Genomic DNA, 21,376 nt, shown 5'->3' on the forward strand with positions numbered 1-21,376 from the left:
GGCACGAGGTCCGCCTGGCGGGCCTCCCCAGACCTCGTCCGCCTCTGCCGTGCAGGTGGCGGCGGCCCCAGGAGCCTGCAGTCCCCGCGCGCTGTCGGAGCCCTGGAATGGACCTCGTAGGCCTCCTCCTCGAGCTGAAGCCCCTGCTGGCCGACCCCGAGAAGCACTTCGACACCATCGTCGACCTGCTGGAGTCCCACCAGGGCCTCGCCGAGTACGAGGTCGCCCGCTTCTACGTCAGCCGCACCTGGCTGGAGCCCGTCGCGCGCCGCCTCAAGAGCCCCGACCCTCGCGAGCGGCTCCAGGCCGTGCGCCTCATCCCCCTGCTCTTCGCCCGCGCCAGCGCCGCCGGCCAGCTGCGCCGCCGCGTGAAGGACCCGGACTCGCGCGTGTCCGCCCATGCCCGCGCCGCCGTGAAGCGCCTGGGCCTCGCCGACGTCGCCCCGCCCGACCGCCGCGTCGAGCCACCCGACTACGTGGGCTCCTCCGCCGTCGGTGGATGGAACCCCACCGGCTGGAACTTCGGCCTCTTCCCCAGCCTGCGCGGGCCCGTGCGGCGCAAGCCTCCCTCCACCGGCCCCCTGCCCGAGCTCAAGACCCGCGCGGACGTGGCGAAGCTCGTCGGCGTGCCGGTGAAGGAGCTGGACGCGCTCATGCGCCCGGGCGCCGAGGCCGGCTCCGGCTACGTGGAGTTCGACGCGCCCAAGCGCTCCGGCGGCCTCCGCCGCATCTGCGCCCCGCGCCAGAAGCTGAAGACGGCCCAGCGCGCCATCCTCGACGGCATCCTCCAGCACCTGCCCACGCACCCCGCCGTGCACGGCTTCGTCGCCGGGCGCTCCACCGTGACGAACGCAACCCCGCACGTGGGCGCCACGGTGGTGGTGCGCGTGGACGTGGAGGACTTCTTCCCCACCGTGCACTACCGCCGCGTGAAGGGCCTCTTCGAGGCGCACGGCTACGGTGACGAGGTGGCCTCCACGCTCGCCGGCCTCACCACGTGGCGGCCGCGCCTTCCCGACGGCACCGTGGCGTGGCCCGGCGTGCTGCCCCAGGGCGCACCCACGTCGCCCGCCATCGCCAACCTCGTCTGCCGCCGCATGGACGCGCGCCTCACCGCGCTGGCGAAGAAGGCGGGCGCGAAGTACACGCGCTACGCGGACGACCTGTCCTTCTCCTTCCAGCAGCCCCCCGAGCGCCTCGGCCGCTTCCTCTGGTGGGTCAACGCCATCCTCCAGCAGGAGGGCTTCTCGGAGAACGGCGCCAAGCGCCGCGTCATGCGCCAGGGTGGGCGCCAGCGGGTGACGGGCCTCACCGTCAACCAGCAGGTCTCCATCCCCCGCGAGGACCGCCGCCGCTTCAAGGCCATCCTCGCCAACTGCCGCCAGCACGGCGTGGAGTCCCAGGCGCGCGGCCGGCCGGACTTCCCGGCGTGGCTGGAGGGCTATGCCGCCTACGTGCGCATGGTGCACCCGGAGCTGGGGGAGCGCTGGCAGCGCGAGGTGAAGGAGCTGCTCGCGAGATGAGCACGTACGAAGACCTGCTGGAGCGCATCGCCGCCGAGCCCGCCAGCAACGCGGCGCGGCTGGTCTGCGCGGACGTCCTCGCCGAGTCCGACGCCGAGCGCGCCGAGCTCATCCACGCCCAGGTGTCGCTGAGCGAGCGGGTGAACCCCGCGCGCCGGCAGGAGCTCAAGCGCCGCGTGGAGGTGCTGCTGCACACCCGCGGCCCTGGCTGGCTCGAGCCCCTGCTCGACGCACAGGCCCGCGAGCCGCGCTTCCAGCGGGGCTTCGTGGAGGAGCTGGACATCACCGAGGAGCAGCTGGCCGCGCACGGGCAGGCGCTGTTCGCACGCGAGCCGCTGTACCGGCTGTCGGTGCGCACGCGGGACGGACGCGGGCTGACGCTCGCCGCCGCGCAGCCCTGGTTCTCCCGCGTCCGCTGGCTCCGGCTGGAGGGCAAGGGCCTGGCCGCCGAGGTGAAGGCCCTCGCCTCCTCGCCGCAGGTCGCGAAGCTGGAGGGGATGGCGCTGGACGGCGCCGGCACCGAGGCGCTCCAGGCGCTGGCGGGCGCGAAGGCGCTGACGGGCCTGCGCTCCCTCAACCTCTCCAGCACCGACCTGTCCGACGACGCGGTCGCGGTGCTCGCCAGCGGGACGCTGCCGCTGGAGCGCCTCTACCTGTCCGGCACCGGCCTGTCCGACGAGGGCGCCCAGGCGCTGTCGAAGGCGAAGGGGCTGTCCACGCTGAAGGTGCTGGCCCTCAACCGCAACGCCCTCTCCGACGAGGGCGCGCAGGCGCTCGCGAAGAGCAAGGGGCTCAACGCCCTGGAGTGGCTGGAGCTGTCGCGCAACGAGCTCAGCGAGGAGGGCGCGCTCGCGTTCCGCTCCGCCAAGGCGCTGCCGGGCCTGAAGCGCCTGGAGCTGCAGGGCATGGGGCTGGATGACGACACGCTGGGGCCGCTGCGCAAGCGGCTCGGCGCGGGGCTGCGCCTCTGACAGCCCCGCGGCCCCCGCGCTTCAGGGCAGTGACACCGGGCCGGGAAGGGGGCGCTGTCCCATGACGCCCGAGCCGAGCGTGCCGTACAGGTTGCTGCCCCAGCTCAGCACGGGGCCGTCCTCGCGCATCACCACGGAGAAGTCGTTGCCGGCGGACAGCCCCGTCACCCCCTCCAGGCCCTCCACGAGCACGGGCCAGGGCTGGTGCGAGCTGTCGCGGTTGCCCAGCTGGCCGTGCGAGTTGCGGCCCCACGCCCAGACGGCGCCACCCTCCGCCTGCACCGCCAGGGAGTGCCGCGTTCCGGCGGCAATCATCGCCACCGGCTCCAGGCCCGTCACGACGCCCGGCACCGGCCGCGACTTGCCAGCCCCGTTGCCCAGCTGGCCGAAGCTGTTGTCGCCCCACGTCCACACGGCGCCGAAATCGTCCAGCGCCAGGGTGTGGTACGCGCCCGCGCGCACCGCCACCACCTTGCCCAGGTTCACCACCGGCACCTGCGTGAAGCGCGTGGTGGTGGACGCGTCCCCCAGTTGCCCGTAGGCGTTGTGGCCCCACGCCACCAGGGTGCCGTCCGAGAGCAGCGCCAGCGAGTGGTGCTCGCCCGCCGCGACGGCCACTGCGTCCTCGATGCCCTCCACCTGCGAGGGAAGCACCTGCGAGTCGGGGGTGCCGTTGCCGAGCTGCCCGAAGGCGTTGTAGCCCCACGCCCACACCGTGCCGTCCCCACGCACCGCCAGCGAGTGGTAGCTGCCCGCGGCGATGGCCACCACGTTCGACAGCTCGGCCACCTGGACCGGCTCCCCGCGCGAGGTGCTGGTGCCGTCCCCGAGCTGGCCGAAGCCGTTTCCGCCCCACGCCCACAGCGAGCCGTCCTTCTTCAGCGCCAGCGAGTGGTACGCGCCCGAGGACACCTTCCACACCGAGTCCAGTCCCCGCACCGCCGCGGGCGTGGCCCGGCTCACGGTGGTGCCGTCCCCGAGCTGTCCATGGGCGTTGTCGCCCCAGGCGTGCACGGTGTCGTCCCCCAGCAGCACCAGCGCGTGCTGGTGCCACGCGCGCACCTCCCGCACGGGAGGACGAACCTTGGGGGGCACCTGCACCTTCACGTCGCCCGGCTCCAGCCGCGGGCCCGACATCGCGTCCCCGAGCTGCCCATACTCGTGGCTGCCCCAGGAGTAGGCGCTCCCGTCGCGCAGCAGCGCCAGGGAGTGCTGCTCCCCCGCCGCCACCGCCACCACGTTCTTCAAGTCCTCCACGCGCCGGGGCAGCATCAGGCCCGAGCAGGTGCCATCGCCCAGCTGGCCCAGGCTGTTGTCGCCCCAGGCCCACACCGAGCCGTCCGTCCCCAGCGCCAGCCCGTGGAAGGCTCCCGCGGACAGGCTGCTCACGGCCTCCAGCCCCTGCACCCGCGCGGGCACGCTCCGCGCGACGTTGCTGCCGTCGCCGAGCTGGCCCGACTGGTTCTCCCCCCACGCCCACGCCGAGCCATCCATGCGGACCGCCAGCGAGAAGGCCTTGCCCGCGGCCACCGACTGCACCCCCTCCAGCGTCTTCACGCGAAGCGGCGCGGGACGGGAGGTGGTGGTGCCGTCGCCCAGCTGCCCGGACGTGTTGGCGCCCCAGGCCCACAGCCCGCCGTCCTCGCTCACCGCCAGGCCGTGCGTCTCGCCCAGCGCCACCGCCATGATGCCGGCCAGGCCCTTGAGCTGCATGGGCGTGGAGCGGTCCACCCTGCTGCCATCACCGAGCTGCCCGCTCGCGTTGCTGCCCCAGCTCCACACGGAGCCGTCCGCGCGCAGCGCCAGGGACGCGTCCCCGCCCGCCGCCACGGCCACCATCCCCGTCAGCGCCGGCACCACCCCGGGCACCGCGCGCGGGGTGGCGCTGCCATCCCCCAGCTGCCCCCGCTGGTTGGCGCCCCACGCCCACACCGAGCCGTCACAGGCCAGCGCCAGCGTGTGCTGCGCGCCGGTGGCGACGGAGCGGATGCACGGCAGGCCCGGCACGGACACGGGCGCGGAGCGGTGGGCGGTGGAGCCGTCACCGAGCTGCCCGGACCCATTCTGTCCCCAGGCCAGCACCGTGCCGTCGCGGCGCACCAGCAGCGAGTGCGAGCGCGAGGCCGACAGGAGCTCCTCGCGGCCGAAGCCGCGCACCTGCACCGGCAGGGCGCTCCACGCCGCGGCGCCGAGGCCGAGCTGGCCGAAGCGGTTGTAGCCCCACGCGCGCACCGTGCCGTCCTCGCGCAGCGCCAGCACGTGCAGGTAGCTGGCGCACAGCGCCTTCACGCCGGACACGCCCGGCACCACCCCGGGCACCGCGCGCGAGGTGAGCGTGCCGTCGCCGAGCTGGCCATAGGTGTTGGAGCCCCAGGCCCGCAGCGTGCCGTCCGCATGGAGGGCCAGCGAGTGGGCACGTCCGCCGCTGACGACGGCGTTGACCGTCTTCACGCCGTCCAGGCCAACGACCTTCACCGGACGGAAGCGGTCGGTCCACGTCCCGTCGCCCAGCTGGCCCTCGGCGTTGTCGCCCCAGGCCCACACCGAGCCGTCGCCCAGCACCGCCAGCGCGTGCGCGGAGCCCGTCGCCACGCCCGTCACGCCCGCCAGCCCCGCCACCCGCACCGGCACCAGGCGCTGCACGCCGCCGCCATCGCCCAGCTGGCCCTCGAAGCCCTCGCCCCAGGCCCACACCGTGCCGTCACCCTTCAGCGCGAGGGAGAAGTACGTCCCGGCGGCAATCGCCGTCACGCCCGTCAGCCCCGACACACGCACCGGCGTCAGCCGGTCCACCAGGGTGCCGTCGCCCAGCTGCCCCTGCGCGTTGTAGCCCCAGGCCCACACCGTGCCGTCCGTCTTCAGCGCCAGCGTGTGGCTGCCGCCCGCGGCCGTCGCCTTCACCCCCGTCAGCCCCAGCACCGCGGCGGGCATGGCACGGTCCCTCGTGGTGCCGTCGCCCAGCTGGCCGGACGCGTTGCGCCCCCAGCTCCACACCGTGCCGTCCCCCAGCACCGCCAGCGAGTGGTGGCTGGCGGCGGAGACGGAGACCGCGGTGCGCAGCTCCGCCACCCGCACCGCGGCGTGGCGCTCGGTGACGGTGCCGTCGCCCAGCTGGCCGTACGTGTTGCGCCCCCAGGCCCACACCGTGCCGTCCCCCAGCAGCGCCAGCGAGTGGAAGCTGCCCGAGCCGATGGAGCGCACGTTCGCCAGGCGCAGCACCGACTCCGGAGAGAGGTGCCGCTCCGAGCCGCCGTGGCCGAGCTGCCCGACGGTGCCGCTGCCCCAGGACCAGAGCGTCCCGTCCCCGCGCAGCGCCACCGCGTGCTGCGCCCCCGCCGCCAGCTCCGTCACCGCCCCCAGCCCCTGCACCGGCACCGGCGAGGCGCGCTCCTGCGTCGTCCCGTCCCCCAGCTGCCCGGAGGCGTTGGAGCCCCACGCCAGCACGGTGCCCCCGTGGCGCAGCGCCAGCGAGCTGGAGTTCTGCGCGGCGACGGCCTTCACGTCGGTGAGGCCCGCCACCTGCACGGGCGTGGCCTTGTCCGTCCACGTGTCGTCGCCCAGCTGGCCCGAGGAGTTGCCACCCCACGTCCACACCGTCCCGTCCACGCGCAGCGACACCACGTGGTAGGTGCCCGCGGCCACGCTGGTGACGCCGTCGAGCCCGGCCACCCGCACGGGAGCCAGGCGCTGGGCGAAGGTGCCATCACCGAGCTGCCCGGAGCCATTCGCGCCCCACGCCCACACCGTCCCGTCCGTGCGCACCGCCAGCGAGAAGTCGAAGCCGGCCGCGAGCGCCACCACGTGCGTCAGGCCCGGCACCGGCGCCGGGGTGGGCCCCGGCTGCGTGTGGCCCCGGCCCAGCTGCCCGTAGAAGTTGGTGCCCCAGGCCCACACCGTGCCGTCCTTGCGCAGCGCCAGCGAGTGGAAGTCTCCCGCCGCCACCCACACCACCTCCGTCAGCCCCGGCACCTGCTGCGGCGTGGCGCGGTCCGTGGTGGTGCCGTCGCCCAGCTGCCCGGAGGAGTTGCTCCCCCAGGCCCACACCGTGCCGTCCTTGCGCAGCACCAGCGAGTGCGAGTCCCCCGCCGCCACGGACACCCCATCCGTGATTCCCACCACCTGCGTCGCGGCCAGGCGCTGGAAGGACATGTCGCCCCCGCCGAGCTGCCCGACGCTGTTGCCGCCCCACGCCCACAGGGTGCCCGTGGGTGTCAGGTAGAGCGAGTGCTGCGCGCCCGCGGCCACCCGGACCGGCTCGGCCGTGGGCGCGAGGCGCTGGACCTGCTGGGACAGCGAGTCCAGGGAGGCGGTGTCACCGGCGGGCCCCGGCCCCTGGCCGCAGGCGGCCACCAACAGGGCGCCCACCAGCAGCCCCAGCAGGGCTTGGAGTCCCACGTTCGTGTCCTTGCGCATCGGTCTTCCTCCGGGAGTGCGAGCACGTCTGCCAGGACGGAGCGCCGCGATGGGGAAACGGGGCGCCGGTGGCCGTCCGGCGGGCGGGTGTATACGGCGAAACGTCACACGCTTGTATCCCGAGAAGGCCCCCTGGCGCCCCTCCAGGCGGCCACCTGTAATTCATTTACAGAAATCACCCTCGGGTCGTTACAACCCCAGTGTCTCCCCAGCGCCCGTGGGACGTCTTGTCACATGCGCGCGGTACACACTTCTTCACGCGGATTGCGTTGCAGTGCGTCGCGTGTGGGTAAGGATTGGGGGGACCATGGAATCCCCGGTGCGCTTCGTCATCTTCGCCATCGTCAGCGGCCTCATCACGCTGCTGGCCCACATCTACCTGTACCGGCGCCTCTTCGCGGACACCTCCGAGGACCCGCTGTGGCGGCGGATGGGCATGGGGGTGATGGCGGCCCTGGCCGTGCCGCTCGTGCTGTCGTGGTCGGTGACGCGCTTCTTCCCCCTGGACACCACCTTCGCGGTAGCCACCGCCGTGTGGACTTGGATGGGCGCGGCAACGTACCTGCTGTTCGCCTTCTGGGCGCTGGGTGGCGCGCGAAGCGTGGCCGGCTGGGTGAAGCGCTCCCGCCGGGTGGCCCCCGGGGTGGACGTGGCGGCGCCGCAGGTGGGTGAAGCGCCGGTGCTGGCCGCGACAGGCTCGGACGCGGCCCCGCAGGTGCCCGTGCGGGCCCTGGCGCCGGACTCCGACAGCCCGCCAGCGCCGGTGCTGGCCGCGGTGTCGCAGGCCCCTGCCGGCAGGCCCGTGGACCTGGAGCGCCGGCGCTTCCTGTCGCGGGCCACGGCGGGCGGCGCGGTGCTGGCCTCGGGCGGCGTGACGGGCTTCGGCGTGTGGAGCGCCTTCCATCCTCCCGAGGTGACCGAGGTGGCGGTGCGGCTGCCCGGCCTGCCCAGGGCGCTGGACGGCTTCACCCTCGTCCACCTCAGCGACATCCACGTGGGCCCCGTCATCCAGCGCCGCTTCATGGACGAGCTGGTGGCGCGCTGCGACGCCCTGCGTCCGGACCTGGTGTGCATCACCGGCGACCTGGTGGATGGGCAGGTGTCATCGCTGGCGCCCTCGGTGGCCGCGCTGTCCAACCTGAAGGCGCGCCATGGCACGTACTTCGTCACCGGCAATCACGAGTACTACTGGGACCATGCAGCGTGGGCGGATGCGCTGGAGCGCATGGGGGTGCACGTGCTGCGCAACCGCCACGTGCGCATCGGCGACGCGGCGGCCTCGTTCGACCTGGTGGGTGTGGATGACTGGTCCGCGCAGCGCTCGGGCCTCGGGCGGGGGTATGACCTGGACGCCGCAATCGCTGGCAGGGACCCGGAGCGTGCATCCGTGTTGCTGGCGCATCAGCCTTCCAACTGGAGCGTGGCGGCGCAAAAGGGCCTGGGCCTGCAGCTGTCCGGGCATACCCACGGCGGCCAGTTCTTCCCCTTCACCCTGGCGGTGTCCGCCATCTGGCAGCATGACGCGGGCCACTTCTCCCAGGGAGACCGACACCTCTATGTCAGCCGGGGAACAGGCTTCTGGGGGCCGCCGCTGCGAGTCGGCTCGCCGCCGGAGATCGTCAAGGTGACGCTCCTGGCGTGATGTATAGATTGAGCTGGAATGGGCAAGGAACCGGCTCAAAGGGAGATAAAGCAGGAGCGCGCGGCCCGCACGCGCGTGGAAATCCTGGAAGCGGCCATCACCCTCTTCGCGCGCCGGGGCTTCCTCGCCACCACCATGGCGGACCTGGCGCGGGCCATCCGGATGACGCCCGGCGCGCTGTACTGGCACTTCCCCACCAAGGAAGACCTGCTGCTGGCCGCCATCGAGGAGCTGCACCAGCGCTGCCTGCGCGAGTTCGTGGGCCGGTTGACGGAGGCCCGCGCCCTGTCGGCCCGGGAGCAGTTCCACGCCTTCACCGAGCGCACGCAGGAGTTCCTGCGCTGCCACCGCGAGTACGGCATCTTCTTCGCGATGCTGGCGGCCGAGGCGGCGGAGGCGAATGACCGGGTGGCGGACGCCATCCGGGAGAAGCTGGCCCTGTACGCGAAGGTGCTGGAGGGCATCATCCGCCACGGCCAGAAGACGGGCGAGTTCCGCCAGGACGTGGACGCCCTGCACACCGCGCACAGCCTCTTCGGCGGGTACATGGGCGTGCTGGTGCACCAGAACCTCTTCCGCGCCACCCTGAGCTACGACCCGCTCGTGGCCGCGCTGCACCTGCTGGTGACGGCGGGCACCGACGCCCGCTCGGCCCGCGAGTGAGCGGCGCGGCAATCCCTACCATCCATCGCTCGCGCCTGAGGCCTGCTCCAAAAAGAATCGGGCGGCTCCAGACCTCTCAGGAGCCGCCCGACCCATGTCTTTCATGAAGCAGCGCGACTCAGCGTCGCCGCGCGGGCCTCACGGCGCTGGCGGCGGCGGCGCGGTGATGACGTTGGCCGAGCCGGGCGTCGCCGTCGTCGTGTACTTGAAGTCCACCGCGTTGACGTCGGTGTCCGCGTTGTCGGCACCGCGCGAGAGCGAGGCCTCGTAAGACACGGAGGTGAGGTCGACCAGCGTGGTGGTCGCCGCCGCGCCCTCCTGGAAGTTGAACGTCCCCGTCACGTTGTTGATGGTGCCCGTGGAAGCGCCACCGTAGGACAGCGTGTCGACGATGCGCCCCTGTGCGGTGTCGAAGATGGCGACCGCGTCCGGATTGCCGTTCTGGATGCCACTCGAGGGAACCGCCAGCTCCTTCACATTCGCCGAGTTGAGGCCTTCGAGGATGATGGCGGACCCGACGACCAGGTACTGGCCGGGCTCCAGGGAGCCCGCGCTCGCCAGGCTGACACGGGCGTACTCCTTGTTCTGGCCGGCGGCACCGTTGATGAGGACGAGCACCAGGTTCTGCAGCGACAGGGTGTCGTTGGTGGGGTTGTAGAGCTCCACGAACTCCTTCGTGTCCGCGCTGGCCTGGTCGTAGTCCACCTCGTTGATGACCAGGTGGTTGATGGCGGGGCGGTCGGTGACGGTGATGTCCGCCCCCTGCGTCACACCGGCGTAGGACGCGGTCAACCGCGCCTGGCCCAGGGCCTCGCCGGCGGTGAAGGTCACCTGGCCGCTCGTCTGACCCGCGGCGATGCTCACGGTGGCGGAGGAGAGCTCGCCCACGCCCGTGGCCGGCTCCAGCGCCACGCTCACGGTGATGCCTCCCGCCGGCGCCGCGCGGTCCAGCGTCACCGTGAAGGCCTGCGTCGCGGTGAAGAGCACCGTCGCCGTGGCCGGCGTCAGCGTGCTGAGCTTCGGCGGCGGCGGCGTCACCGTGACGTCCACCGAGCGAGTGATGCCGGACAGCGACGCGGACACCTTGCCCGCGCCCCCACCCTCCGCATCCGCGGTGAAGGTGAAGGTCGCCTGCGTCGTGCCCGCCGTCACCGTCACCGTGGCGGGCACGGTGCCGAAGCGCGAGACACCCTGCCCCGGCGTCGCCGCCAGCGCCACCACCGCGTCCCTCGTCGGGGCGCGGTCCAGCGTCAACGTGAACGCCAGCGTGCCACCCGCCGGAACGGGGTCCGTGGAGGCCGGCACCAGGGACACCAGCCGCGGCGCGTTCTGGTCCAGCGTCACCGTGCGACTGGCGCTGCTGTCACCCAGCGTCGCCGTCAGCGTGCCCTCCGTGCCGTCGGCCTCCGGGTCCGCGGTGAAGGTGAACGTCGCCTGCATCGCGTCCGTCGCCACCGCCAGCGCGCCGTTCTCCACGCTGAAGGTGCCGAAGCCCGTCGCCGGGTCCATGCTCAGCGCCACGGTGGTGTTCGCGGGCGCCGGCCGGTCCAGATGCACGGTGAGCGTCACCGTGCCACCGGGCACCATCGTCACCTCGTCGGGGCTGATGCGGCTCACCGCGGGCTGCTCGCTCTGTCCGAGCACCCGCACCGTTGCCGGCAGCGAGGACTCGCCCAGCGTCGCCGTGAGGGTGACGCCGGCGGCCTGCATCCGCGGGTTCAGCTTCACCACCGCGGACGTCTGGCGCGCGGGGATGACGACGCCGCCATCCACCACTTCCAGCGCGGTGGAGTCGCTGGACGTCACCGCCACCGTGACGTCCACCGGGTAGGCGTTGGCCATGGTCACCGTGAGCACCTGCGGGAGCGTGTCGCCCGTGGCGGAGCCCACGCGGATGAAGCCCCCACCGCCGAAGGCCGTCAGCGCCGGCAGCGGCGGCAGCGGAACCACCATGTCGGCCGCGCTCCGGGGCAGCAGCCTGGAGTTGTTGAACGCGTAGGTGAGCACGCCGCGCAGGTTGAGGAAGCGGGTGCCCGCCACCTGCGCGGGATAGTCGAAGGCCTGGTCGTCGACCATCAGGCCGGACGTGGGGGGAGTGCCGTTCGGGTTCTCGTCCACGAAGAACTCGCCGCGGCTGTCCTCGGCACGGGTGGACCAGACGTCACGCACCTCCACCAGCACGCCCTCCAGCGCCGCGGCGCGGGCGCCGCCGGTGCGAACCTCCTCCGTGCGCACCCCCACCGGCTCCGGCAGGGCATTGCCGGAGCTGAGCTTTCTCACCTCCACGTTCGTCAGCTCCAGCAGGCCGAAGTACCGCTCCAGCGTCGCCGAGGTGATGTCCAGCCGGTCACCCACGGCGATTTCCGCCTTCGGGCCGAACACGTAGAGGCCCGAGTGGTCCACGCCCCGCCCCGCGAGCGGCGGGTGCACCTGGACGAAGTACCCGTTGGTGCCGGTGGCGTTCACCGCGGTGACGAGCACGTCGGAGAGCGAGACCTTGGAGTCCAGCAGAGGGACCTCGCCGTTCACCGCGACCTTCAGGTCATAGACGGTGGACGGGCACGGGCCAGCCCCCGGGTTGGGGACGGCGCACGCGTCACACGCGTCACCCACGCCGTCCGCGTCCGCGTCCTCCTGCCGGGGGTTCGTCAGATACGCGCAGTTGTCCCCGGGGCTCAGCATGCCATCCAGGTCGGGGTCCGTCGGGTCAGGGTTGGCACAGGTGCCCTCGGCCTGCTGCGGGCAGCCGTCGCACGTGTCGCCCTTGCCGTCGCTGTCCGTGTCCACCTGGCTCGCGTTGGCCACGAAGGGGCAGTTGTCGCGCCAGGTGGCCACGGTGTCGCGGTCGTCGTCGGACGGGTGGGGCACGGCGCACGCGGTGGCGTTGGCCGCCAGCGGGCACGGGTCACACGCGTCACCCACGCGGTCCGCGTCCGAGTCCGCCTGCGCGCCATTGTCCATGGGGCGCACCGGGTTGAAGATGCCCGGGCAGTTGTCGGTGCTGTCCACGATGCCGTCACCGTCCGCGTCGTCCGTGCGAATCTCGCTCGTGTAGACGGTGGAGCCGTTGCGCGAGGCCAGGTACTGCGCGTTCTCCGAGGCCCGGCGAGGCGCGCACACCGGCTCGTCCTGCGGCGTGCCGCAGGCGAACAGGGGGTAGGCCGTGGCGTTGGCGCTCGTCAGCGACGCCAGCGTCAGCGTCTTGTCGCCCTCCTGCGAGAGGCACAGCGACTTGGACGCGCCGCAGACGTCCAGGGTGTCACACGCCTCGTCGCCGCTCAGCGCGTCCACCAGGGTGCCGTCGCCGTAGAGCGTCTTGCCGCCCCGCAGCGTGAGGACCACGTCCTCCGGGTTGGCGGTGATGACCGCGCGGTGCGGCGACTCCGCGAAGGTGCGCAGCCGGAAGATGGCGATGTCGGCCAGCTTGCCCGGCGCGAGGCGGCCCACCTTCTCGAAGATGTCCGTCAGGTCCGCCGCGTTGGCCGTCACCATGCGCCACAGGTGCGCGTCGGTGAACGTCTTCCCGTAGCGGGTGGCGTTGAGGTAGTCCGCGCACTGCAGCTCGCGCAGCACGTTCATGGAGCCCGACTGGAGCCAGTCGGTGCCCAGGGCAATCCCCACGCCCATCCGATTGGCGGCCGGAACCATGGCCGTGTCGCCGTACAGCGCGACGTTGGAGCGCGGCGACCAGATGAGGCCGGTGCCCCGCGCCGCCATGAGGGCCAGCTCCTTCGCCGTCAGGCCGATGCCGTGGATGACGGCCGTGCGGGGAAACAGCACGTCGGAGCGGCCCTCGGACAGACAGAGGAACTCGTTGAGGCCCGTGTCGGCGAGGCCCTCGGCGATGTGGGGCAGGTAGGCGGCCACCTTCGGCAGCCCCGAGGACGACGGCCTCTCCGAATACCCGCAGCCACTGGCCAGCATCATCCCGCCCGAGTCGCCCAGCGGGAAGGTGTCCGAGTTCGCATAGCCCTCGCCCAGGCCCTCCTGGCGATCCGTCAGCCGGTCATCCACGTTGCGCACCAGCCCCCGCGTCCCGCCCGCGCCCGCCATGGAGGTGGTGCCCGCCAGCAGGTGCCGCAGCTCCTGCCACGCCACGCTGTCCGTGGCAGGCTTGCTGCCCCGGTTGCCGACGCGCGTGTGGCCATTCGCGCCGACGCGCCAGTCATGGCGGTGCTCGAAGCGCTCCTCCGGGTCCTTCGCCACGTAGGGCTTGTCCGGGTAGGTGATGTGCTCGTGCGGGTTGATGAGGCCCGGGGAGATGACGCCCGTGGGGCAGGCCACCTCGGTGGCCTCGGCGGCGCCGGCCGCGGTGGAGCAGTCACACGCGGCGCACTGGATGATGCCCCGCGCGTCCACCAGCACCTGCCCGCCCAGCAGCGTCTCGCCGTCCTTCAGCACCACGCCCGTGAACAGGCGCGCATCGTTGCCCGCCTTCGTCACCGCGCAGGTGGCCCCGTCCGGGAGCGCGGGCGCGCTCGAGGCGGCACAGCGCACCACCGTGTCCGCGCAGTCCGCGCTACAGCCGTCGCCGTCGACGGTGTTGCCGTCGTCACATACCTCCAGGACACCCACGCGCCCGTCGCCACAGCGGGCCAGCGGCGGCGACGTCGTACAGTCCGCCCGGCAGGTGTCGCCATCCGCGGTGTTGCCGTCGTCGCACTGCTCGCCCGCCTCCTGGACGCCGTTGCCACAGCGAATCCCCGGGGGGACGATGAAGCCCGGCTTCTCGACGTTGTCAGAGCATCCAACCTGGGAGAGCAGGACCGCGCCGAGCGCGACCAGTAACACGCGTGGGGACATTCGCATCTCGTGGGTCTCCCGGCGGACGCCGCCAGATAGAAGGTGGCCGGTCCTTGGCACGCGCGAGAGCGTACCCCGTGGAACATTTCAGCGACACCTTACGCCCCAGGTTCGGTGCCCTCCTGCGGACAACAGGGGCACATGTGGCCGCGAGTGCGCCGCCACCGCACGCCAGGTGCGAAGGCGTCGGGCTTCCCACCTTTATATAGAGTCGGTACTTCATGACTCCCCACACGCTGACGAGTCCCGTCTCGCGCTTCCTGGACAGCCACCTGCGGCGGGACGCGCAGGCGCGGGAGCTGTCCGTGGCGCGCTTCATGGCGGGCCTGTCCGGCGCGTCGGTGGTGGTGGCCGCGGCGCTGGGGCCGTCCATCGGCTGGGGGCTGACGCAGGCGCTGATGGGGCTGTCGGCGGTGCTGTGTGTCTACTACACGGTGCTGTGGCGGGTGCTGCGCTCGGGCGCCTTCCACCCGGCCATCCCGTGGATCAACGTGGCCATCGAGGTGAGCATCCCCGCGGTGGTGCTGGCGTTCGACCTGCGCTACCAGGGGCCCATCTACGCGCTCACCGCGCCCACGCTCGTCATCTGGCCGACACTGATTACACTGGCCACGCTGCGCAGCAACCCGCGGCTGGCGCTGGCCGCCGGCATCCTGGTGGCCGCCGAGTACCTGGGCATCTACTTCCTCTTCGTGCGGCCGCTGCTGCCCGAGGAGGTCCTCATCACCCTCTCGCCACGCTTCATCGCCACGCGCGCCTTCTTCTTCGTGGCGGCCGGCGTCTTCACCGCCACGCTGGCGCGCCACTTCCTCCAGCTCACCCGCGGCGCGCTGTCCGCCCTGCGCGAGCAGGAGGTCATGGGCAAGTACGTGCTGCACGAGCGCGTGGGCGCCGGTGGCATGGCGGAGGTGTACCGCGCCACCTACTGCCCCGAGGGCGGCTTCCAGAAGCAGGTGGCCCTCAAGCGCATCCTCCCCTCCTTCACGGACAACGAGGAGTTCGTCACCCTCTTCCGGCAGGAGGCGGAGCTGTGCTCCTCGCTCAACCACCCCAACATCGTCCAGGTGTTTGATTTGGGGCGCCACGGCGGCACCTACTTCCTCGCCATGGAGTTCGTGGACGGCATGCCCCTGAGCAGCCTGGCCCGGGCCCTGGGGCGCCGGCCGCTGCCCCTGGCGGCGGCGACCTTCATCGCCGCGGAGCTGGCCGCCGCGCTGGACTACCTCCACCGGCGCACCGGCCCGGACGGCCAGCCGCTGCGGCTGGTGCACCGCGACGTCAACCCGCCCAACGTGCTGGTGTCCCGCTTCGGCGAGGTGAAGCTGTCGGACTTCGGCATCGCCCGGGGCGCGGCGCGCGCCCAGCTCACCGTGGCCGGCAGCGTGCGCGGCAAGGTGGGCTACATGGCGCCGGAGCAGGCCATGGGCCGCCCCTTCGACGGGCGCGCGGACCTCTTCGCCCTGGGCCTCACCCTGTACGAGGCCCTCACCGGCCGGCGCGCGCTGCAGGGCCAGACGCAGGAAGCGCTGCTGCGCGCCTCGGTGGACCAGACGCCGGAGCCGCCCTCGCGCTTCAACCCGGAGGTGCCCCCCGCGCTGGACGCGGTGGTGATGCGGCTCTTGGAGAAGGACCCGGCGCGGCGCACCGCCAGCGGCGCGGACCTGCGCGCGGAGCTGCTCATGCTGGAAGGCGCGGCCGCGCCCTACCCCCGGGGGCAGGCCGTGCTGGCGCAGGCGGCGCGTGACGCGCTGGAGCAGGCGCGCCGCCCCGAGGAGCCCGCCGCCGAGGACATGCCGGGCCTGCACGAGAGCCGCAAGCTCACCGCGCGGGTGTGAGGCCCAGCGGCCGGGGAGCCGGCGGTGGAAGGCCTGCGCCGCCGCGGCGTCTCGGCTACAAGGTGCCGCACGATTCTTCCCGGGAGCTTCCACCTTGGACGTCGCCGTCCTTACCTTCTCCGGCCTTCCCCAGCTCGAACCCTTCGACAGCCCCCTGCTGCCCGCGCTGCGGGAGCTGGGCCTGGACGCCCGGCCGGTCATCTGGGACGACCCCGCCGTGGACTGGCGCACCGTGCGCGCGGCGGTGGTGCGCTCCACCTGGGACAGCCACCTGCGCCGTGACACCTTCGTCGCCTGGGCGGAGAAGGTGGGCAAGCTCACCCGCCTCTTCAACCCCGCGGAGACGCTGCGCTGGAACACCCACAAGCTCTACCTGCGCGAGCTGGAGGCGAAGGGCGTCCCGGTGACGCCCACCGTCTGGGTGGCGCGCGGGGCCACGCTGGACGTGGACGCGCTGATGCGCGAGCGCGGCTGGGACGCCGTGGTGCTCAAGCCCGCCGTGTCCGCGGGCGCGCTGAAGACGCACATCCTCCCGCGCGCGGAGGCCCGGGCCGCCACCGCGCTGGTGGCGGAGCTGGCCACCGGCTGCGAGGTCATGGTGCAGCCCTACCTGCGCGCCTTCGAGACGGAGGGCGAGCGCAGCTACATCTTCTTCGACGGCGCGCTCAGCCACGCGGTGCACCGGCCACCCACCCTCAAGAGCGCACCGCGCGGCTTCTCCGAGCCCCGCGCCTTCACCCCGGAGGACCGGGCCGAGCTGCGGCTGGCCGAGTCCGTCATGGAGGCCATGGCGCGCCCCCTGCTCTACGCCCGCGTGGACGTGGCCACCGACAACGAGGGCCGCACGCGGCTGCAGGAGGTGGAAGTCACGGAGCCGTGCCTCTTCCTCTCGCTGGACGCGGGGGCACCGGGCCGGCTGGCCCGGGCCATCGCCGCGAAGCTGTGAGGCTGTGAAGCTCGGCGCGCTTCGCTAGGGCTTGCAGGCCTCGGGGTCCGCGTCGCGGAAGGTGCACAGCAGCTTCGGCAGGCGCTTCTTCCAGAAGGCCCAGTCGTGCGGCGCGCCCGGCTCGTTCCAGTGGACCACGCTGTAGCCGCGGCCCTTCAGCGCGGCGAGGAACTGGAGGTTGGACTGGCAGTCGTCGCCCCCCGGCTCGCCATCGCGCGTGCACCCGGTGGTGGGCGAGCCGTGGTCCACATAGAAGCGCACCGGCACCACCGGGTCCGCGGCCGCGCGCACCACCATGGCGTTGCCGTCGTCGCGGTCCACCTCGCCGTCATGCGGCCAGAAGAGCGTGCCGGACTGGGTGCCCACGAAGCCGAACTTCTCCGGGAACTTGAAGCCCGCGTACACGGAGATGAGGCCGCCCAGCGACGCGCCGGCGATGCCGGTGTCCTGCGGCCCCGTCTTCACGCGCAGGGACGACTCCACGCGCGGCATCAGGTCCTTCGCGATGAAGTCCAGGTACTCGTCGCCCAGCGGGGTGGGCCAGCTCGGGTCCTTCTTGGGCGGGAAGCTGTACTGCGCCAGGCGCACGCCCTGGTTGGGCAGCGCCACGAACACGAGCACCGCCGAGTCCTGGGGCCGGGCCGCATAGTGCGCGTCCGCCGCCTCCGCGAAGGACTGGCGGGTGAGGCTCTCGTTGCCGTCGTGGAAGTACATCACCGGCAGCGACGGGCAGGCCTTCCCGTCGTACACCGCGGGCGTGTAGACGAAGACGTCGCGCGCGTCGCCCAGCGTGGTGGAGCGCACGCCGTACCACGCGGTGAGCCGGCCCTTCGTCGCGTCCTGCAGCCCCGGGTAGATGAGCGAGTTGAAGCTGCCCACGTCGTTGTTGTTGATGCCGTCCCACACCACGTGGCGCGCGCCCGGGTCCGGGAAGAAGGTGCTGCCCTTCACCAGCTTGTAGGCCTGAGGGCCCGTGCGCGGCACCACCACCTCCGCCAGGTACAGGTCCGTGTCGCGCACCTGCACCAGCGGCGTGGCCGTCTTGGACCACGCGTTGAAGTCGCCCGCCACGAAGGTGTCCCGCCACTGGTGGCCGCGCAGGAAGAAGGCCACCCGGGCCTCGCTCGCCTTCGCGTCGCTCACCAGCGGCGTGCCGCCCTGCTCCGCCACCGCCGCCACGAAGCGGTCGATGGCGGCAATGCGCTGCTCGCCCGCGGTGGCGCGGGCCATGTCCAGTTGCAGCTCCACCAGCAGCGACACCTGGGCGCCATGCACCGTCGTGGCCCGCTGGCAGGCCCAGGGCTCCACGTCCGGCCCCGCATCCGTCGCGGTGCCCCCGTCGGGGAACGTCTGGGTGAAGGGCGTGGGCGGCTGGTAGTTGAAGCCCGAGTAATCATCACAGGCGGCCCACAGGACCGCGGACAGCACGACGGCGGACAGACGGCGCATCACGTTTCCAGGAGGCAGGACTGCCTTGTTTGGAGGGGCGATCAGCAGGCGCCGCATGGGACCTGCGACAGCATGTGGGCGTGGGTGTACTACAGCCCCCGGCCCGCACGCGAGTGGGGCCCCCCGGCCCGGCCTTCCGCCCACTCGTGGACACGAGGACGGCGCGACGCGCCTTGTGTCCCCACTGTGAGGTGAGGGAGGTTATGGAGTACTCATGGCTCGCGCTCTCCTGCTGTCTCTCCTCGTGCGTCAGCACATGGCACTCAAGGAGAAGTTCCGCGCCAAGTACCCACACCCGTGGCTGGTGTGGGAGGCTGGCGCCTGGAACGTCCCCGAGACTCTGGAGGGCAACGTGGCGGCCACGCGGCTGCCGCTGACGGACCTGAAGGACTGCCTGCCCGCCGGGGACGCCATGTGCTTCGAGCTGGTGGCCATGGCCGAGCGGGGCCCCATGCGGCTGGGCCGCGCCTCGCACAACGCCATGGTCGTCAACGACGCCACGGTGTCCCGCGAGCAGCTCCAGCTCGCCCCCACCCCGGACGGGCAGTGGCAGGTGACGCGCATGCCCGGCTCACGCCCGGTGGCGGTGGAGGGCGTGGCCATGGAGCCGGAGCAGCCCGTCCTGCTGCGCCAGGGCATCCAGCTCCACGTGGGCGACGTGCGCCTCACCTTCCATGACGCGGAGGGCTTCAACGAGCGCATCGGCCGCATCGCCGCCCAGGTGATGGCCCAGGCCGCCATGCCCCGCTGACGGAGGGGCGCCCTGCACCGGACGCGGCGGCGTGCCGCGGCCACGGCGGGACTACCGGGGCCGGCCCACCGTACCCAGGGACGTGGAGCGGGCATCCGGGCCCTGGGTGGCCATGATGACGCCAGTGGTGACGAGCGCCGCCGCGGCTCCCGCGCCGGCCCACACCCACCACTTGCGCGTCCAGGGCTTGGAGACCGCCCCGTGCTGCGTCATGCCCTGGGGCATGGGCTGGCTGAGGGCCTCCGTCGTGCGCACGGACAGCGACTGCTGCTCCGCCTCGCGCTCCGCGCGGCGCCGGGCCGCGGCCTCCGCTTCGGCCTTCGCCGCCTGGGCGCGGGCCTGCTGCACGGCCCTGTCGCGCTCGGCGCGCTCGCGCTCCAGCCGCCGGGACTCCTGCTCCCGCGCCCGCGTCTCCATCTCCGCCACCAGCTCGCGCGCGTCCGGCGCGGAGTCCTCGTCCGGCGCGAGCGCCAGGTAGCGCCGGTAGAAGAAGGCCGCGCGCGAGTACTGCCCCAGCTGCCGGTGGCACTGGGCCATGTTGAAGAGGAAGCCGGGCAGCGGCTTGAGCCGGTAGGCCTCCGTGAAGGACTTCAGCGCGTTGCTGAAGTCGCCCACGTCGTACGCCATGTTGCCCTCGGCGAAGTGCGCGCGCGCCTGGACCTCCGCGTCCGCCGTCTCCGCCCGCGCGGGTTGCGGCAGGCCGAGCAGCAGCAGCCCCAGCAGGGCCAGCACGCCGCCACTACGGAGCGAACGGGTCGATGACCGCATCCCGCACCCCCTTCTTCTTCGACGCCGGCCGCGAGGAGCCCGGCACCTGGCGCGGCGCCGTCTGCGCCTTGGCGAGCGGAAACTCCACCTCCGCATGCGTGTCCAGCTTCACCTCCCGCTCGAGCGGGACGTAGCCGGCCAGCTCCACCCTCAGGCCGATGGGCCCATTGGCCGCGGGCAGCTGCTTCACCATGGGCGTGATGCCCAGCACCTCGCCCGTGTCCGCCCGCTTCACCTGCGCGCCCTCCGGGAAGGAGCGCACCGTGAGCGTGACGGGCCCCTGGATGGCCGACGGGGCCACCGCCGCCACCGCCGAGGCCACCCCGGCCGCGAGGCCGCCGGGCTCGCGCGCGGACTGGAGCCCGTTCCAGGTGAGGATGCCGGACACCAACGCCAGCACCGCCGCGCCCGCGGCCACCACGACGTGGGGGCGCAGCGGCCCCGCCAGCGCGTGCATCCGCTTCGTCGGCCGCTCCGACGCGTCATGCGCCGCCTGCAGGGCAGCGCCCTCCGCGGCCGTCCCCGAGGCGGGCAGCAGCAGCAGCGACGTCGTCACCTCCGCCAGGCTCGCCGGCCGCGCGTCCTGCTCCTTCGCCAGGCAGCGCATGACCAGCGAGGAGAGCTGCGGCGGCAGGGGCTCGCCGGACGGCAGCAGCGCGGGCAGCGGCGGCGGCGGCTGGGTGATGATCTGCACCACCAGCTGGCCGAAGGCCGGGGCCTGGAAGGGCGGCCGCCCGGAGAGCATCTCGTAGAGGATGTTGCCCACCGCGTACACGTCCGAGCGCGCGTCCACCGGCAGCCCCGCGGCCTGCTCCGGCGCCATGTACGCGGGCGTGCCGATGATGGTGCCGTCCATCGTCCCGGTGGTGTTCCCCTCGGACGTGAGGAGCTTCGCCACGCCGAAGTCCAGCACCTTCACGAAGTCCGGCTGACCGGCGCGGTGGATGATGAAGAGGTTGTCCGGCTTGATGTCCCGGTGCACCACGCCCACCTGGTGGGCCGCCCCCAGCGCCGCGCACACCTGCACGGCGATGCGCTGGATGCGCGCGAGCGTCAGCTTCTCCTCCTGCAGCAGCGAGCCCAGGCTCTGCCCGCGCAACAGCTCCATGACGCAGTAGACGTGGCCGCCCTCGCCCTCGTCCACGAAGTCGAAAATCTCCACGATGTGCTCGTGGTTGATTTGGTTGACGGTGCGCGCCTCCTGGAAGAAGCGCTGCACGAAGCCGCTGTCGCGCGCGTGCTCGGGCTTGAGCACCTTGAGCGCCACCTGGCGCCCCAGCCGCGCGTGACGCGCCTGGAACACCCGGCCCATGGACCCCTCTCCGAGGAGCCGCTCGAGCTGGTAGTTCCCCAGCATGGAGCCTTCCTTCAGCTCCTCGCTGGCGCGGTGCACTACGCCACCCACGGCACCCCCGGTACTGGACAGCACGGTCTGTGCGAAGAGGTCATCGGAGCCCATGATGGGAAGAACTTTCCACGATCGCGTCCCGCGGCAACCCTTGCGGGACACTCTGTCTTCCCAGGGACGGCGTAGCTGTCGGCCTGTGAGAATTCGCTACGCCCAGGGGTGACACCACCCCTGTCGCTGCCCTCGGAAGGACACTCCCACTTC

Annotated in this window: 12 protein-coding genes; 7 read left to right on the forward strand and 5 right to left on the reverse strand. The window is 72.7% G+C overall.

The window, feature by feature from the left end:
* Positions 1–107: 107 nt before the first annotated feature.
* Positions 108–1,523 carry a reverse transcriptase family protein gene (locus LXT23_RS00820; RefSeq protein WP_253978113.1) on the forward strand — a complete coding sequence of 472 codons (1,416 nt, stop codon included), beginning with the start codon at positions 108–110 and terminating at the stop codon, positions 1,521–1,523.
* Positions 1,520–2,494, forward strand: a complete 975-nt coding sequence (locus LXT23_RS00825; protein WP_253978114.1) for a TIGR02996 domain-containing protein — start codon at positions 1,520–1,522, stop codon at positions 2,492–2,494. The genes LXT23_RS00820 and LXT23_RS00825 overlap by 4 nt, the downstream gene beginning before the upstream one ends.
* Before the next feature lie 21 nt (positions 2,495–2,515).
* On the opposite strand, the gene LXT23_RS00830 is transcribed toward LXT23_RS00825, so the two are convergent.
* On the reverse strand, positions 2,516–6,907 hold the full coding sequence (locus tag LXT23_RS00830) for an RCC1 domain-containing protein (RefSeq protein WP_253978115.1): 4,392 nt from the start codon (positions 6,905–6,907) through the stop codon (positions 2,516–2,518).
* Positions 6,908–7,214: 307 nt separating this feature from the next.
* Here LXT23_RS00830 and LXT23_RS00835 point away from each other — a divergent pair, with 307 nt between their 5' ends.
* A complete protein-coding gene (locus LXT23_RS00835; protein WP_253978116.1) occupies positions 7,215–8,549 on the forward strand; it encodes a metallophosphoesterase in 1,335 nt (444 codons plus the stop codon).
* A gap of 18 nt (positions 8,550–8,567) precedes the next feature.
* Entirely contained in the window at positions 8,568–9,212 is a 645-nt protein-coding gene (locus LXT23_RS00840) for a TetR/AcrR family transcriptional regulator (protein WP_253978117.1), read from the forward strand.
* Positions 9,213–9,350: 138 nt separating this feature from the next.
* Here the strand turns inward: LXT23_RS00840 and LXT23_RS00845 are convergent, their stop codons facing one another.
* Positions 9,351–14,021 carry an amidohydrolase family protein gene (locus LXT23_RS00845; protein ID WP_253978118.1) on the reverse strand — a complete coding sequence of 1,557 codons (4,671 nt, stop codon included), beginning with the start codon at positions 14,019–14,021 and terminating at the stop codon, positions 9,351–9,353.
* A 215-nt stretch (positions 14,022–14,236) separates the two neighbouring features.
* Here LXT23_RS00845 and LXT23_RS00850 point away from each other — a divergent pair, with 215 nt between their 5' ends.
* Complete coding sequence (locus LXT23_RS00850) at positions 14,237–15,850, forward strand: serine/threonine-protein kinase (protein WP_253978119.1); 1,614 nt, start codon at positions 14,237–14,239, stop codon at positions 15,848–15,850.
* A 94-nt stretch (positions 15,851–15,944) separates the two neighbouring features.
* Positions 15,945–16,796 carry an ATP-grasp domain-containing protein gene (locus LXT23_RS00855; RefSeq protein WP_253978120.1) on the forward strand — a complete coding sequence of 284 codons (852 nt, stop codon included), beginning with the start codon at positions 15,945–15,947 and terminating at the stop codon, positions 16,794–16,796.
* Between the two features lie 24 nt (positions 16,797–16,820).
* Here LXT23_RS00855 and LXT23_RS00860 read toward each other — a convergent pair whose 3' ends face one another.
* A complete protein-coding gene (locus LXT23_RS00860; RefSeq protein ID WP_253978121.1) occupies positions 16,821–18,245 on the reverse strand; it encodes an alpha/beta hydrolase in 1,425 nt (474 codons plus the stop codon).
* 214 nt (positions 18,246–18,459) lie between these two features.
* Between LXT23_RS00860 and LXT23_RS00865 the strand changes: the two genes are divergently transcribed.
* Entirely contained in the window at positions 18,460–18,996 is a 537-nt protein-coding gene (locus LXT23_RS00865; RefSeq protein ID WP_253978122.1) for an FHA domain-containing protein, read from the forward strand.
* 51 nt (positions 18,997–19,047) lie between these two features.
* On the opposite strand, the gene LXT23_RS00870 is transcribed toward LXT23_RS00865, so the two are convergent.
* Positions 19,048–19,764: a tetratricopeptide repeat protein gene (locus LXT23_RS00870; RefSeq protein ID WP_253978123.1), complete on the reverse strand. Its 717-nt coding sequence runs from the start codon at positions 19,762–19,764 to the stop codon at positions 19,048–19,050.
* Entirely contained in the window at positions 19,736–21,223 is a 1,488-nt protein-coding gene (locus tag LXT23_RS00875; protein WP_253978124.1) for a serine/threonine-protein kinase, read from the reverse strand. Before LXT23_RS00875 ends, LXT23_RS00870 begins: the two co-directional genes overlap by 29 nt.
* Positions 21,224–21,376: the final 153 nt, after the last annotated feature.

This window comes from Pyxidicoccus xibeiensis (assembly GCF_024198175.1).
Taxonomy (GTDB): domain Bacteria; phylum Myxococcota; class Myxococcia; order Myxococcales; family Myxococcaceae; genus Myxococcus; species Myxococcus xibeiensis.